This is a genomic window from Trichodesmium erythraeum IMS101 (assembly GCF_000014265.1).
Classification (GTDB): domain Bacteria; phylum Cyanobacteriota; class Cyanobacteriia; order Cyanobacteriales; family Microcoleaceae; genus Trichodesmium; species Trichodesmium erythraeum.
Genome location: NC_008312.1, coordinates 5,712,148 through 5,728,623 on the forward strand (window position 1 = coordinate 5,712,148; position 16,476 = coordinate 5,728,623).

General features: G+C 32.7%; 10 protein-coding genes. 5 read left to right on the forward strand and 5 right to left on the reverse strand.

The features are described from left to right. Positions 1-765: 765 nt before the first annotated feature. Positions 766-1,692, reverse strand: coding sequence for a beta-N-acetylhexosaminidase (gene nagZ, locus TERY_RS17870; protein WP_011613112.1), 927 nt, complete (start codon positions 1,690-1,692; stop codon positions 766-768). 463 nt (positions 1,693-2,155) lie between these two features. After that, positions 2,156-3,196, reverse strand: coding sequence for a succinate dehydrogenase/fumarate reductase iron-sulfur subunit (locus tag TERY_RS17875; RefSeq protein ID WP_011613113.1), 1,041 nt, complete (start codon positions 3,194-3,196; stop codon positions 2,156-2,158). 653 nt (positions 3,197-3,849) lie between these two features. On the opposite strand from TERY_RS17875, the gene TERY_RS17880 reads away from it, so the two are divergent. The 4 genes from TERY_RS17880 (at position 3,850) to TERY_RS17890 (ending at position 7,389) form a co-directional block, all read left to right on the forward strand. Beyond that, positions 3,850-4,383, forward strand: a complete 534-nt coding sequence (locus TERY_RS17880; RefSeq protein WP_011613114.1) for an RDD family protein — start codon at positions 3,850-3,852, stop codon at positions 4,381-4,383. A gap of 38 nt (positions 4,384-4,421) precedes the next feature. Beyond that, the gene (rpmG, locus tag TERY_RS28620) at positions 4,422-4,610 is read left to right on the forward strand and encodes a 50S ribosomal protein L33 (protein ID WP_011613115.1); all 189 of its coding nucleotides are present in this window, start codon (positions 4,422-4,424) and stop codon (positions 4,608-4,610) included. Between the two features lie 162 nt (positions 4,611-4,772). Continuing rightward, positions 4,773-4,991 (forward strand): 30S ribosomal protein S18, encoded by a 219-nt coding sequence (gene rpsR / locus TERY_RS17885; protein ID WP_011613116.1) that lies wholly within the window; start codon positions 4,773-4,775, stop codon positions 4,989-4,991. Between the two features lie 373 nt (positions 4,992-5,364). Then, positions 5,365-7,389 carry an RNB domain-containing ribonuclease gene (locus tag TERY_RS17890; RefSeq protein ID WP_011613117.1) on the forward strand — a complete coding sequence of 675 codons (2,025 nt, stop codon included), beginning with the start codon at positions 5,365-5,367 and terminating at the stop codon, positions 7,387-7,389. Positions 7,390-8,474: 1,085 nt separating this feature from the next. On the opposite strand, the gene TERY_RS35320 is transcribed toward TERY_RS17890, so the two are convergent. The 3 genes from TERY_RS35320 to TERY_RS17900 all read right to left on the reverse strand — a co-directional run bounded on the left by TERY_RS35320 (position 8,475) and on the right by TERY_RS17900 (position 15,679). Then, entirely contained in the window at positions 8,475-8,630 is a 156-nt protein-coding gene (locus tag TERY_RS35320) for a hypothetical protein (protein ID WP_196797107.1), read from the reverse strand. 1,386 nt (positions 8,631-10,016) lie between these two features. Then, positions 10,017-10,790, reverse strand: a complete 774-nt coding sequence (hisA, locus tag TERY_RS17895) for a 1-(5-phosphoribosyl)-5-[(5-phosphoribosylamino)methylideneamino]imidazole-4-carboxamide isomerase (protein ID WP_011613118.1) — start codon at positions 10,788-10,790, stop codon at positions 10,017-10,019. 3,401 nt (positions 10,791-14,191) lie between these two features. Further along, a complete protein-coding gene (locus TERY_RS17900; RefSeq protein WP_011613119.1) occupies positions 14,192-15,679 on the reverse strand; it encodes a DEAD/DEAH box helicase in 1,488 nt (495 codons plus the stop codon). A gap of 122 nt (positions 15,680-15,801) precedes the next feature. Here TERY_RS17900 and TERY_RS37365 point away from each other — a divergent pair, with 122 nt between their 5' ends. Then, entirely contained in the window at positions 15,802-15,954 is a 153-nt protein-coding gene (locus TERY_RS37365; protein ID WP_155994479.1) for a hypothetical protein, read from the forward strand. Positions 15,955-16,476 lie beyond the last annotated feature (522 nt).

The following is a 16,476-nucleotide window of genomic DNA, read 5'->3' on the forward strand; positions in this document are numbered from 1 at the left end:
CCTTGATTGTATTTTCCTAAAAAAAAGAGTTGAATAAAAAGTCATGTATATAGGCAAGCTTCCTATTTAATCTTATATTATCACAAAAAATCTGAGAAGGGGAGGAAAGATTTTTCGACGCGCTACTTTCCCGGAGCTCCAGAGAATGAAATAAAATGGTTTGTGACTTTTCACTAAAGAAGAATAAATGAAAAAATTCGACTATGGGAAAAAAATAGAGGGGTGCTTCACAGAATGAGTTAAATAAATTAGTCTTACTTTTGGGAAAATTATTAAATGCTTGATTCTATTTTCCTAAAAAAAAGAGTTGAATAAAAAGTCATGTATATAGGCAAGCTTTCCATCTAACCTTATAATATCACAAAAAAATCTGAGAAGAGGAGGAAAGACTTTGCGCCGCGCCTCTTTTTCGGAGCCACAGAAGATGAAATAAAAGTTGATGATTTTCTACTAAGGAAGAATAAATGGAAAATTCGACCATGGGAAAGAATAGCTAAGTGCTTCACAGAATGAGCCAAAAGAATGGGAAAATTATTAAATCCTTGATTGTATTTTCCTAAAAAAAAGAGTTGAATAAAAAGTCATGTATATAGGCAATATTCCCCATCTAATCTTATATTATCATAAAAAATCTGAAAATGGAAGGGAAATTTCTGTAGCGCGCCGCTTTTTTTTTTGGAGCTTCAGAGAATGAAAAAAAATCATTTGTGACTTTTCATTAAAGAGGAATAGATAGAAAAATTCGACTATAATTCTCCCCTTAATTTAAGATATTTTTGAACTAAATAATATCGGTTTTACAGGAGTAATATTATCTGCTAAAAATTCCATATCTTCTAACTTGCCATCACAATATAATGCTAAATCGCAACCTGCTTTTAATGAGCGATTAACTTTCGTAACTAAATCTCCTGATAAAGCCTTCATAGTTAAGTCATCAGTAACTAATATACCTTCAAAACCAATTTGCTTACGGATAATTTCTTGTATAATAGTAGGTGAAACAGTAGCACAATTTTCAGAATCAATAGCAGTATAAATAACATGAGCGCTCATGGCCCAAGTAACAGATTTTGCTAAAGCTTTAAAAGGTAAAAAATCACATTCAGATAATTCTTTTAGAGAAGTTTCAACCACTGGTAAAGCTTTATGACTATCTACTAAAGCACGACCATGACCGGGGATGTGTTTAATTACAGGCATAACTCCTTCCTCTTGAAAACCTTCAATAACAGCTTTAGCCATTGTGATAATTTCTGAAGGTGAATTACTATAAGCTCTTGTACCAATTACTAGATCCGCTTCAGGTATAGGACAATCAAGTACAGGAGAACAATTAACATTAATACCAATGTTTTGTAAATCTTGAGCTATGTGTTTAGCATCTATTTTTGCTCTATGTGCAGCATCATTAAGATCATTAATTTCTTGAAGATAAGAGGAAGCAGAAGGTGCAACCCACCAATGGGGAGGCTGTAAACGAGCAACTCGACCTCCTTCTTGATCAATTAAGATAGGAATGTCTTTTTGGTTAATACATTTTCTCAAAGTATCAGTTAATTGTTTAACTTGAGTAGGGTGTTCACAGTTGCGTTGAAATAGAATAAAACCAGCAGGTTGAGAGCGAGTAAATAATTGTTTTTCAGCCTCAGATAAAATTGTTCCAGCGAGTGAAAAAATTATAGGTAACATATTTGTTTGAGAATTCGATATAAGAAAAGAGTGCTTGAAAAGTTTAAATTATCCCTTTAATTTCCAAAATTCAACCTGAAAAGCTCCTAATTTTTTGATAATTTTAATCAAAGATTGATAGGTTTTTGTGTCATGTTTTAATAATCTATTAGTTATAGGTGCTAGTGGTTTAGGAAATTGGTAATATATTAGTAAGAAATATTTGATATTTTGTTGAAAATAAGTCTTACATATATCATCTTAGTGTAAATTTAGAATACGAAAAAATAAGAAACGTTCGACCATCAAAATATTTCCTTTTTCCGTCTTATTATGATCATATTAGGATCAAGATTTTAGTACATCAAATACTGAATCTTTTGAAGGATTATTAAATGGATGATTTCTATCCTTCAGTTTTCAGAAGGTAGATGAACAAAATAACTACTTTTTTAGTGCTACCAAAAACCAAAAAATATAAAAATTATTGCTTGCTCCCAGTAAATTTATTATCTAAGCTTTTAACTGATTCAATCAGCGATCGCACAGTTTCAGTTCCTTGAGAAGGTTCAAAAATCAAAGGAAACTTACCTTTAGCCAACATCCTTAATCCTAAAGGGCCCAAACTATATAAACCTTTAAGATCTCGAAAATAATTACCCACTACTTGAATACCAAATTTTCTTTCATCAATCCAACCTCCATTCTTAACCAAATCAATTAAAACTTTTCGGTGGCGAATAGAACGACTAGCTTGTTGATCTTTACGAGCCAGAACCTCCTGCTTAATCTTACCTATTTGATCCATAGGTGAAACTTCCATGGGGCAGACAGAATTACAATAATAACAACGAGTACAGCCCCAAACTCCAGCAGTATCAAGATTATATTTTTCTAATCTTTCTGTTGTTTGGTTGTCCCGTGAATCAGCTATCATCCTATAAGCTTTCCCTAAGGCGTGTGGCCCTACAAAATCTGGATTTACTTCACGAGCATTACATTCAGAATAACAAGCCCCACAGAGAATACAATTACCTGTTTGATTGAGTTTATCCCGTTCACTAGGAGTCTGTAAAAATTCCCGTTCTGGAATCTTTCGTGCTTCTGTACTTACATAAGGTTGAACCGCTTCTAGATTTTGCCAAAAGCTGTTCATATCTACAATCAAATCTTTAATTACTGGCATATTTCCCATAGGAGAAATAGTGATTTCTGGAATAGATTTTACAGTAGTATTGGTGACATAATCATGATGATTGTTAGTTGCTATTTTTTCGAGTCTAGCTAATTCATTTCTAATATTTTCTTTGCAAGCTAAAGCTGAACGACCGTTGATTCGCATTGCACAACTACCACAAATAGTATTTCGGCAGTTTTTCCTAAAAGCTAAACTTCCATCTTGCTCCCACTTAATCCGGTTTAGGCATTCTAAAATTGTATTGCCTGGTTCAATTTCTAGGGTGTAACTTTGAATTTTTGGCTGAGTATTTTGATTTTGCCTAACAATATTAAAATTAACTTTCATAAGTAATAATTTTACTGAAGTTTTCTATACTATCTAAGTTTTAGTTTAATTATCTTTATTCTGCATTCTGTTAAAGTTTTTTCATAACTTATGCAAAAACTATATATATGAATTAAAGTTTTTGCCAATTATCTTTCATAAGTTAGGTTAATTAATCAGTTTTCAAGCAATATTAATCACTTGCTATATTTACTTTCTCCTAAAAAATGACTATTTACAGCATATTTCGGGTCTATAAGGTACAAGATGAATACTGAAAATTATATAGCACAGGTATCTTGCTCACGTTAGTGTACCTTATCAGAATGTCAAGTTCTGTATATACCACTAGGAAATTAACAACAGTAATTTATAATAGAAAAACAGTAAATAAAACATTTATACAGCATATTTCGACCATATAACTGCAGGGTAAATATTGAAAATTATGTGTTGCAGGCATCTTGTCCGCCTGGGTGTACTTCATAACAAGGTCAAGCGCTGTATTTATAGCTGCATTTAAAAGGCACAAAGTCACAAGTCAGAAGGCGCAAAGTTAAATTTGTAGCAAGGACTAAATTTGAGAAGTGGGAGATTCTCTTGATAAGTGACATGGTAACTGTTGTAAATATTGCTAAAAAGACAAAATAATTGAAGCAGATAAATATAACATAATGAGAGACTATATTGTACCCCAATTGCCAAAAGCTCCTCTATCTCGTCGTGCACTAGCATTCAGTATAGATGCAGGAATAGTTTGGTTCCTTAGTGCCATTATTAGTAATAATTGGTTCACATTTATTTTATTTTTTGTGGTATTTTGGATAGCTATACGAGTTGTAATGGTCTACAAAAATCAAGGTCAGAGCATCGGCCATTTTGCTCTGGATATGAAAGTTTTAGATAGTAAGTACCAAAGAGCTCCTGATATCCTAGAATTATCAAAGCGAGAAGGAATTTTAGCACTAGCTGGATCATTAGCAATGCTAGGCATGAGTAATTTGACATCTGGAAATGCTGCTGTTTTACTACTAATAATGCCCTTGTTTTTAGATTTTACAGTAGCTTTGGTAGATATTGAAAGGTATCAGCAAGCTTTCCATGACAGAATATCTCATACGATAGTAGTGGGAACTATGCGTGGTTATTCCCTAGATATTAAGCTTAGATGGTTACTTGACGAAGCCAAGCGTTATATGATAAAATAAAGTTTTGGTTTGTGTTTAGCATTAATGGAAAGTGACATATGGCTAAAGGAGTAAGAATTATTATTACACTAGAGTGTACAGAGTGTAGAACTAATCCTAATAAACGTTCACAAGGTGTTTCTAGGTACACAAGTACTAAAAACCGTAGGAATACAACATCAAGATTAGAGTTGAAGAAATTTTGTACTCACTGTAATAGACATACAGTTCATAAAGAAATTAAGTAAAAATTTAGTGAGTATTAAACTATAGTAAAGTGCTTAATAAGCTATAAACAAAGTGTTAGGAGTTTGATACAATTTAGACTTTTATAGGTAAAAGTTTTGATTGATATGAATTCTGAATTAAGTTAAAACGTAAATAAAAATTATTAGCAGATAATACGCGCTATGGCAAATTACTACCGGAAAAGAGTATCACCTATTAAACCAGGAGATCCCATTGATTACAAAGATGTTGAGTTACTCAAAAAATATATTACTGAAAGAGGAAAAATTATGCCAAGAAGAATTACAGGTTTAACATCTAAACAGCAAAGAGATTTGACAAAAAGTATTAAAAGAGCCAGATTAGTGGCATTATTGCCTTACGTTAATAAAGAAAGCTAAGGCTAGGACTGTGTGAAATTTCATAATGTTGGGAAAAATGATCAAGTCTTTTGAGTGAGGCATCTAGTTAAGGAATAGTTGAGCATTTAAGGGCTGAGGAGTTGTCAGCTCTTGAAATAGAGAGCTGAATTATCAAACAAATAATTGATTGTAAAAATTATTATAAAGGTTAATTTTTAGTTAAGATTTAAAATCTTTTGAGTTAAGAGAGACCAAATGCTAGCAAAGATGAATGGGCAAGGGGGCTACTCTTAAGATGGTAAGAGCCATTACTTTAATCAGTGATGCTACATTGATTCAACGTGCAGAGCTTTGAGTAGGTTGAAGATTGCACAAAGCTCAAGAAAACTTAAACTATATACATTAAGAGCAAGTGGAGAAGGGAAAATTAATAGAATTTAGACTGCACGGAGAGCGTAGACTAGCTGTGGCAGATCGTCCAGACGGTAAAAAAAATTGGGTCGTGATAGAAGCAAATGGTAAGTCTAATAGTATACCCCCAAAGCAAATAAGTTATGAAGTAGGAGGAGAAAGTTATCAATCATCAGAAATTCCCCAGTTTATTCAGGAGGTAAAAACTTACCTGGATCCTTCTAGTTTAGAAGTAGCATGGGAATTGCTAGTAGAAGAAGCAGAAGCAGTAAATCCAGAAGAAATGGCCCTATTGCTATTTTCAGAACAAACACCGATCCAATGTTATGCAGCTTATATATTATTATCGGATGATAAACTCTACTTTAAGCAAAAAGGCGATCGTTACGAACCCCGCTCTGTAGCCCAAGTAGCAGAAATTAAACATCAACAAGAAGTCCAAAAACAACGAAAAGAAGAATTAGAGAACTTTTTACTGCGGGTGCATAACCGACTAGCAGGGGAAAAGGTAGAATGGGAACAAAGTGATTATAACCGCCTAGACATCATAGAAAAATTTGCGACTCATGGAGAAGAAACTTCCCATCGTAGTCAGGCCATGGAAACTTTGGCTACCTTAAAAGTACCAGAAACTTCAGAAGCAGCATTTAAACTATTAGTGGATCTAGGTATATGGAGTGAGCATGAAAATCTATATTTGCGACGTAGCCAGATCCCAAAATGTTTTTCTACCAAGGTACTAGAAGTGGCCAAAAGCTGCCTGCAATCCCTCCCACCAGATCCAGAAACAAACCGTTTGGATTTAACTCATTTAAAAGTCTATACAATTGATGATGAAAGTACCCAAGAAATAGATGATGGCCTGAGCATAGAATTTTTAGAAGATGGTCAACACAGGATATGGGTACATATAGCTGACCCAACTCGTTTACTTATTCCTGGTGATGAGTTAGACCTAGAGGCCAGACGCAGAACGACTACTTTATATTTACCTACTGGTATGGTTCCTATGTTTCCCCCAGAGTTGGCCACAGGGCCAATGAGTCTAATTCAGGGACAAGTGTGCAGAGCTTTGAGTTTTGGCATTCTTTTAGATGAAAGTGGGGCAGTTATAGATTATATAATTCATGCCAGCTTAATCAAACCGACTTACCGTCTTACTTATGATGATGTGGATGAAATGCTACAGTTGAAGATTAAGCTAGAACCAGAAATTCATGCTCTGAATGATTGGGCTAAACAAAGATTTAAGTGGCGACAGTCACAAGGCTCGATTAGTATTTATATGCCAGAGTCGGTAATTAAAGTGAAAGGTGAAGGTGAAGAAATTACGGTAGAAGTATTGGATGATTCACCTTCAAGACAGCTAGTAGCGGAAATGATGATTTTGGCAGGGGAAGTGGGGGCAAAATATGGTCAAGAAAATAATATTCCTCTACCCTATCGTAGTCAACCTCAACCTGAACTTCCACCAGATGCAGAACTAATGTTGTTGCCAGCAGGACCAGTTCGTTCTACAGCTATGCGTCGATGTATGCCTAAAAGTGAAATGGGTACTATACCAGCTCGTCATGCAAGTTTGGCTTTAGAAACTTATGTTCAGGTTACTTCTCCTATTCGGCGTTATAGTGATTTATTGGCCCACTTTCAGATTAAGGCTCATTTGCGGGGTGATCCGTTACCTTTTACTCTAGAACAAATGCAAGAAATGGTAATGAGTTTAGTTCCGGCGGTGAAGGAAGCTTCTAGTGTGGAAAGGTTTACTAACCGTTATTGGGGTTTGGAATATTTACGCCGTAATTCTGGTGAGGTTTGGCAGGCATTGGTAATTCGGTGGTTGAAAGAAGAAATTAATTTAGGGTTGGTGTTGTTGGAAGAGTTGGGGTTAGAGTTGGCTATGCGGTTTGGTAGATCAGTTGAAGTGGGCGATCGCTTAGAGGTAAAGGTTGCTCATGCTGACCCTCGTAGAGATGAGATTGTATTTCAAGAAATTGTGAATAACGTTGCAGAAAAAGTTAATAATTAAGCAAATCAAAAGTCAGAAGTTAAAATTTAAATTATTCAGAAACTGGGTTTGTCGGAGACGGAGATGGCTATGGTAGGGCATTTAATACAAACCCGGTTTCTATGCTTTAGTTATATCCTAGATTTATACTACAAAAAGTAGTATGTAACAGAGAAAAAATTTGAGTAAGTATTTAGACTTAACCGAAAAAATCTTGAACTATACAACAGAATCAACTCTATGTCTAAAATATTTTATTGTTCTTTCTGATACCAATTTTCTATGAAGCTGTGCTTAATATAAATTAACAAGATGTAATAGTGAAGAAAATAATAGAGCGATCGCCAGCCTAAACATTGGCCATTAATAAAGTATTGGTAATAAATTCCCAGCCAGTTATTTGAGATATTACTTTTTGAGTTAATTTATTTAAACTCTTAGTCAGAGCAATTTGTCATTTTTCTATACTGTCAAAATTAATTAACTTAAAATCTTCTTTAATGTATCACCACAATCTCTCTATATAATTAACTTGTGGACTATATGGTAGTTGAAATAATAGAATAATATTCTCAGGAAGATTTAAGTTTAAAGCTTTGTGTAAACGACTTATTTAAACTCTTAGTCAGAGCAATTTGTCATTTTTCTATACTGTCAAAATTAATTAACTTAAAATTTTCTTTAATGTATCACCACAATCTCTCTATATAATTAACTTGTGGACTATATGGTGGTTGAAATAATAGAATAATATTCTCAGGAAGATTTAAGTTTAAAGCTTTGTGTAAACGACTATTCTCTAACTAAATTATGTATATTTTATGAATTCAATTGCTATCCAAATAATTCAAAAAACTTTTCAAAGCCAATACAATTAATGAGAGTAAATTCCCAAAAAAAGCTTTCTCCTTTTAATGGTTATACTAACTATTATAACCATCTATATCAAAATTTTCATTGTTCTTTTCCTATCGATTTTACTCTTTTGAAAGTCACCTTTTATCCAGAAAAAGTTTTAATCTCAAAACGACTTTGATCCTGACACCAATCACGAATTTTTATACTATCTTTCAACATTTATTGATTTTTATCTAACAGAGATTGAATTAGACCTGGTAGTTTTTTTTCCAGTTATTTACAGCATCTTTTTCTTGTTTGATATTAACTGGACGTGGAACTGTGAGTTTGGTTTTTAATTGATAATGAGCTATTTTAGATATAGTTCCATAACTTGCTGGGATATTATAAACACTCAATACCATTTATAAATTTCAGTATAACTATAAAAACCTTCTGGACCTTCTAATTCTCCTTTTAATTAATCTTTAAATATTTCTGGAATTAAAGATTGACGACCATAACTGGTATCAATTGTTAATAGTTTTTCTATTCTACCTTTACAGTAACTTAACTATCTAGAATTTGCTTATGATATTTTTTTTTCAAGGGGATAGGAAAATACTGTGAAGTGCTCTACTTGCTGTGAGGATTATTTTGTATTTTTTTTAGAAGTTTAAAGATAGGATATATTACTACTAGTTGTTATCTTAAATTACTAGCCCCTTTATAAGTCAAAATATTTCAATATACAGGTGAAACTTTCTTGTTACAATATACTAACCATTAATATATTGATATTCTAGTATTGAGCCTTATCCAAAATCAGGACTAATCCTGAAGTAAGGCGGAATAAATTTTCTGTCATTATTTTCAATAAAGGAAACTAGAATAAAAGTCAGCTTAACTCCTTGAAACTCAAAAATATTTATATGTCTTTGCGTTTACTTTTTGATTTTATTAGCAGGATAAAATAATTACTGAATTTTGATATTTTTACAATTTTATGTACTAATACTCATGTATAATAATATTTATAATATTTCTACTTGAGATGAACTCAAATTTTGCTTAATATGGTTTTTATAAAACCCTAATATCTTCACTTTTATTGATTTTTATTTGTAATTACTAACCATTTTTTATCTTAATATTTAAGTCTTTCAAAAGTTCCCGAAATAAGTAAATAATCAACCAAAAGTAGTAGTGTAGTGTGTTTTCTCCGCAAACGCACTACACCTCAAAATTTCTCAATAAGCGTTGTCTTTTAGTTGAATTACTATTAAGTTATCGAAAGTAAATCTATTTCTAGATATAGCTTTCAGCTAGCTTTTCACATCATAAGGATATTAATCTTAACCAAGTCTGGAAATAATGGTGTATTTTTTCTTCAACTTGAGCAAGTAAATATATTTACAGCTATTTTAAATAAGTACTGCTTCACTGGAGAATGGATGTTGCTGAACCAAGGGATGAGTTTTTTGCAGAATTTGCAGAAAAGGTCAATCCTATATTTGACTTCCTCTTTCTCTAAAACTGTAATTAATCTCGTAAATATGCAAAGCCCGAGAATAGGGTTTAAAATTTTTTGAGAAATGGTAGAGTATCTCCAGTGTATAAGGTATAACCAACAATCGGACCTTTAACACAAATAATTTTTCATGCTATGAAACTGAACAAATTGGTAATTTAATTAATACTACCAGAAACCATCACACTGAATACCGACCACAATAACTAACTCCTTGAATGCTTTTATCAAAGGAAGTATTACAAACTACCCATGAGCAACACCAATTATCTGATTAGGATTAGACAAATGTAGAAGAGCCCAAATTTGGAGGTACATCTTGCCAACGCCCTTGACCTACTGCTTGATTTGCTTCTTTAAGACTAATACCTCCAGTATACAAGGCACGACCAACAATCGCACCTTTAACGCCAATGGTTTCTAATGCTAGTAAATTTAATAAATCGTTAATTGAACTAATTCCGCCAGAAGCAATTACTGGAATACTAACCGCAGTAGCTAACTCCCTTAATGCTTCTATATTAGGTCCTTTGAGAGTACCATCCCGGTGAATATCAGTATAGATAATTGCTGCAACTTTCAATTTGGCCATTTGAAGTGCTAGGTCAGTTGCTAACACTTGTGAAGTTTCTAACCAACCTTTAGTGGCAACCTTGCCATCTCTAGCATCAATACCTACAATAATTTGACCAGGAAACTTTTGGCAAAAATCAGAAACTAACTCAGGTTGTTCTATAGCAACAGTACCCAAAATAGCCTGCTGTACTCCAAGAGCAAGTAGACTCGCAACTGTGGAATAGTTCCGTAACCCACCGCCTACTTGTATTGGTATATCTACTGCTTTGATGATTGCTTCAATAGTCTTTTGATTGACAGGTTGACCTACTTTAGCAGCGTCTAAGTCTACTAGGTGTAGCTTAGTTGCCCCTTCATCTGCCCACCTTTTTGCTACATCAACTGGATTATCATTAAAGATTTGGGTTTGCTTATAATCTCCTTGATACAATCTTACACAACGTCCACCTAATATGTCGATCGCTGGAATTATATTCATAGATTCTATGTTTTGTATACAAAACTACTAACTTTGTCAATAGTTGCACCGACTGTTAACATAATACACAATCGAAACTATAAAGAAATTTTTACTCCTGCTCACATCAAAACTTTTGTAGTCCAATTATTGACAGCTCTTAAAATTGAATAAGTATCTTTTGCTCCATAAAAATCAAATAATCAAGGTTTATAGTTATACTTTTGAGATTTTCTTGAGTATAAAAATGGGAATAATTATTAGACTTGTCGCTAAATAAAACTCTGAAAGTGGGACTCGCAAAATTATAGTTTTACTTCATCCACCTATGCTGGCATTCGATAGAAATTATAGAATCCTACAAAAGTTAATATGAAGCGAATAAAAAAACGCATACACTGATTTTTTGGCTGCCTTAAGTGCTGTTGTACCGAGTAAAAGACATAAAGCATTAGGAAAAGAAATAGGAGAGACTTTTTGCATTAAGCGATTGAATAATACCATTTTGATAAAGGTTATCTAGGCCTTTGGGAAAAGCTTTGTTTTTGGGAGAGTGGTTTGTGTAAGGGAGCAATTGTGGCAGCTATATCCCCACCTTAGTGCAAAAAAGCCAGAAAAAGATATAAGCTTTTTGATTTCCCAATGATTAAAATTAAGGATTTTGAGGCTTTTCAGGGATAAAAATTGAAAGAAAAGACATCAGTACAGGACAAAACATTTTAAAACGTTATGAAAATCAGCTATTTTGCTAGGTATATTCAAGAAAATATTACCCAAAAATATTCTGACTTCACCAACGGCTAAATTGCTAAAAATCACTCTTAAAGGTAAATATCAGCTTCCATCAACAATTAAGTCTGTGTGATAAATCCTGATAGAAAACCCCCAATTAAACGAAAGATATTTAAACCATTGTTTACATAGAAATTCTCTATATCCTGTTAGGTATGCTGTTAGGTATGCTACTCACTCCTTACTTAATAGGGCAGCAAATTTCTCCATTACATTTATTCGTTTAGTAGTTTGGGAACTTCCTTTTTTCGGCAAAGTCTCCCAAATTATGGGAATTGCCAAGCCATGCTTAGAAATTCCTAATATGATAATTTTGTATGTTTTCAAGCTACTATTGAGTTCAGTAATTACTCAAAACCCATTTTTATGAGCAGTTCATAATGGTGATCAAAGTCTAGAGGAATTTTCTGGTATCTATGTCAAAGTTAGGGAAAACCTTTGTAAGGGTTTGTAATTAGAACTTACTTGGGCATTAGATGAGAATGCAGTTGCTATTTGTACCTGGTTAATACTTTTGACTTGAAATATAACCTAGATAAATAAAAGAAGAAATTTGACTCTGGCTTCATGCTAATAAAAGTAGTGTTTAAAGTTTTTTGTAGTCAACTCTGGAGGGGTAATAGGCAAGACTAAAAAGCTGACATAAAATGGTTTGTAGCTTTTATAATTCTCTGATAATTGAGCCATTTTTGAGAGTTATTGGCTATCAATTCCTCTGTTTATTCTGCAAACATGAACAAGGAATTTAACCAATATTGACCTCTATTTCCTGTATAAATATAGCTATTTTGTTTATATTTTATTCCTTTTTAAATTGGATAATTTACATAATTTACGACTCTTTTTTGACAATGTATTTTTCAAAAATTAATAATTAATAGGAAGCTAAAGTCATCAATAATATGATAGAAATTAATATTTTACCTTAACTTTAGTTACTTCCAAATTATAGCCTATTGTATTAAGAAATGGGAACATTTATTCAATACCTATTCGTTTTTTATAGGTATTTATTTTCATTTATAAATCCCATAAATTTGTAATTATAAATTATGGCTGTTTTACTATATTTTTTTCGATTTTAAGACAATATTGATTGATATAAAATACTTAGATTGATTGATTTTTTTATTGTAAATATATAGATATATTCAGCTTTATTTATAATAATATTATAGCTATATATAGTTATATTTATATATACAATCTTTTTTTTCTCTAAAATAAAAACATGTCTTTTATTGATTTTTAACTATTTAGCTAGTTCCATAATATAGAATAATCTATTTCATAAAGCTACTTTTTGGCAATCATCAAATCGAGCTAAAACTATCGGGATAAAACTTTAGATAAATATTCTTGCTTTCCTCTAAAATTACTATTACTTTTTTTGTCAATATTAGTAATATAAAATTGACTTACATATATCGCAATTGTTGATATTTATCTATATTTTTTTCTATTTTAAGACAATATTTATTGATATAAAATACTTAGATTTATTGATTTTTTTTTATTGTAAATATATAGATATATTCGGCTTTATTCATAATTATATTATAGCTATATATAGTTATAGTTATATTTATATATACAATCTTTTTTTTCTCTAAAATAAAAACATGTCTTTTATTGATTTTTAACTATTTAGCTAGTTCCATAATATAGAATAATCTATTTCATAAAGCTACTTTTTGGCAATCATCAAATCGAGCTAAAACTATCGGGATAAAACTTTAGATAAATATTCTTGCTTTCCTCTAAAATTACTATTACTTTTTTTGTCAATATTAGTAATATAAATCGGCATACTATTAAGTTTATAAATTAGGCTTATTAATAATAAATTTACCCAATTAAATTGACTTACATATATCGCAATTGTTGGTATTTATCTAGCTTCAAAGTTTGATTAAAAAAAATATTTGAAAATTAGAAAACATAAAGTTTAAAATATTAGTATTTTTAATGATAAAAACCTTTGCATAGAACGAAGACAGCTCTCAAAATTTATATATTTTGGTATTTTATTTGCCAGAGTTTCTCAAGGTATTCATCGAGATTATTGAATGATAGCAATCAAAGCTTTCAACATTAACCAAAATTGAATTTTGATTGACTTTTTAAATGTTTATGGTGGGATAAAGGTAGTTTATTAGTTATTATTAAATAAGCCTTGTTGAGAATATCTAGGCTCATCTTTTTTGATCATTTTTTGGTTAATTCTTGATACTGAAGACTTTTTAACCTTTTTGTCATTCCCCCAGGTAGTAAACTAATCTCCCAAATCTTTAGGTTTCATGGACATTATGCTTTAAGTTATATGAAACCTTTTCCCCCATTAGAAAGTCAAGCTTTTTGTCCTGTACTTAGAGAAAATACTTTCAACTACATCCTCTGTTATTCCCATTTATCCTAACTTCGGATCTTTGTAACAACCTTCTTGCTAATTCCGTGCCGACCTACCTCTTACCATTACCAATAAAACTTATTCAACAAAGCCTAATTAAAATAAGTAAATATTTTTGCACAGACACTTATTTATATAACGAGATTCTATATAAAAAAATTAGAGACGTTGGCAATAGCGTCTCTAAAAATCCTATTCGACCATTTGAGTCACAAATAACTTAATTATTCTGTGGCAGAGATGCTTCTTCTACATATATTTCATCCTTTAAATTCTTATTTTTATCAGAATAACTTTTATTATTAGACTTCTTAGGTAACTGCTTTTTCAACCTTGGTTTAGGAGTTTCGTACATAGGCTCATCTTCCTCCTGAGAATAATCAAGTCCCATCCAAGCAGGACGAGTTTCATCATAAGCTATCTGTAAAGCTGCAGCCGCGATCGCATGGGGATCATATTCTTTACCTAACTGAGAAATTAAGGGCAAGAAAGAAGCCATCCGCTCACCACTCAGAGCACTTCGCACTTTATCCTGTAATTTCTGTAACTGTCGAGCTTCAATTTGAGACCGCTTAGGAATTGAACGAGTGTTCAAACGTTGACGTAAATGACGTTCTATTAACCGCAACTTCCGCTTATCTACAGGATGAATCAAGGAAATTGCTGTTCCTTCCCGACCTGCACGACCTGTACGACCAATGCGATGAACATAACTATCTACACTATCAGGCAAATCGTAATTAATCACATGAGTTAAATGATCTACATCTAAACCACGAGCTGCAATATCAGTTGCCACAACCCAACGTACCTGTTGATTCCGAAAGCGAGTTAACAACCGTTCTCGTTGAGACTGGTTTAAGTTACCGTGATACTCATCAACACTATGACCTGCTGATTGTAATTGATTTGTTAGTTCTGCTGCAGCTTGCCTTGTGCGGACAAATATCAAAGCTGCTTCTGGGTCTTCTAGTTCTAAAATTGGCTGTAGAGCTTTTCCTTTAGACCAACCACGAGGTAATATGTATACAGTTTGAGTGATGCGCTTAGGAGTAGTTTTTTGTTGGGCAACTTTAACTGTTACTGGTGATTGCAAATACTTATTAACTAGTTTCCGGATTGAATAATCCATAGTAGCGGAAAAGAAAGCTGTTTGACGTTCAGCAGGTGCTGCTTCCAGAATTTTTTCCACATCTTGAATAAAACCCATGCTCAACATTTCATCAGCTTCGTCTAAAACCATCATTTTCAAATGATCTAGTTTCAAGCTATTTCGATTCAGCATATCTATAATTCGCCCTGGTGTTCCCACTACAATATGAACACCCTTTTGCAGACGCTGGCTCTGACGTTCAATAGACTGACCACCATAAACCGTTAAAACAAATAACCGCCGTTTAGTAGGACCTTTACTATTAATTCCAGTAAATTGACGAATCGCTTCTGTCACTTGCAGTGCTAACTCACGAGTGGGAGTTAAAATTAATGCTTGAACTGCATTAGTATCTATATCAATTTGCTCCAATATTGGTAACGAAAACGCTGCAGTTTTACCTGTTCCTGTTTGAGCTTGACCCACAATATCCTTTCCCTCTAGCAAAGGGGGTATTGCTTGAGCTTGGATAGGGGTAGGTTCAGTAAAACCAATTGTTTCCAGATGATTTGCACGTTCCTCTGAAATTCCTAAACTTGCAAATGACAAATCCATTCATTCTGCTCCATAAAACTTATACAAAACCTCACAACATGACAATTTGATGTTTACTTCCTGCTTCAAACGAGACTATTGGCAGCACTTTGTCTACAGGCGTTAACGGCTAAGCAAACCGTATGAACTTAATTGATAAAAGCATTCAAGTTTCTTGTTTATCCGGTTGTGACGTTACGTTAATTCAATCTCTGGTTCCTGAGTCACCCAACTTGGAGGCGGATTTACCTTCAACCATAAGCGATCATAAACCCTTGCTAACTATCAACTATTAGACCATAGTTATAGATAATAGATAACATCTTGGTAGGGCAATATGCCTTTGCCGCCAACAATTTCCACTAAACTGATAGCACCAGAGTTAACTATTACCAGTTAAGCGGTGTCTGTGTATTCTCTCAAAGAGACATAATTTTTGGCCCAATGCCCTTTTCCTTTTTCCCTAGTTGGGTAGAGTTAAATACCCATTTGTTGAAATCTTAAGTTGGAACCTCTATTTAAGAATAGTTGCCTGTGATGAATCTTAAAATCGCCCATTGGAAGAATTTAGTTTCAACGAGCACTTCAGATAATCTACAGTTTACTGTTAGTGGCCTTTCTTAAGCTTTATAATCATTTACATAATAACAAATGACTTAACATTAAGTGTATTGTTTAAACATTTTTCTTAGTGTACCTTTTTTGTGATATAGTTTTACATCCAAAAAATACATTATATTAAATCTGGTAATATTAGTTGGTATAAATAGGATGTGCTCAAAAAGTATTTTTAGGGATTAGGGAGTCGGGAGAATCAT

Excerpts from the sequence above, each read along its gene's own strand:
- TERY_RS17900 (WP_011613119.1), bottom strand. The coding sequence starts at position 15,679 with ATGGATTTGTCATTTGCAAGTTTAGGAATTTCAGAGGAACGTGCAAAT.
- rpmG (WP_011613115.1), top strand. The coding sequence starts at position 4,422 with ATGGCTAAAGGAGTAAGAATTATTATTACACTAGAGTGTACAGAGTGT.
- TERY_RS17880 (WP_011613114.1), top strand. The coding sequence starts at position 3,850 with ATGAGAGACTATATTGTACCCCAATTGCCAAAAGCTCCTCTATCTCGT.
- rpsR (WP_011613116.1), top strand. The coding sequence starts at position 4,773 with ATGGCAAATTACTACCGGAAAAGAGTATCACCTATTAAACCAGGAGAT.
- nagZ (WP_011613112.1), bottom strand. The coding sequence starts at position 1,692 with ATGTTACCTATAATTTTTTCACTCGCTGGAACAATTTTATCTGAGGCT.
- TERY_RS35320 (WP_196797107.1), bottom strand. The coding sequence starts at position 8,630 with ATGGTATTGAGTGTTTATAATATCCCAGCAAGTTATGGAACTATATCT.
- TERY_RS17875 (WP_011613113.1), bottom strand. The coding sequence starts at position 3,196 with ATGAAAGTTAATTTTAATATTGTTAGGCAAAATCAAAATACTCAGCCA.
- TERY_RS37365 (WP_155994479.1), top strand. The coding sequence starts at position 15,802 with ATGAACTTAATTGATAAAAGCATTCAAGTTTCTTGTTTATCCGGTTGT.
- hisA (WP_011613118.1), bottom strand. The coding sequence starts at position 10,790 with ATGAATATAATTCCAGCGATCGACATATTAGGTGGACGTTGTGTAAGA.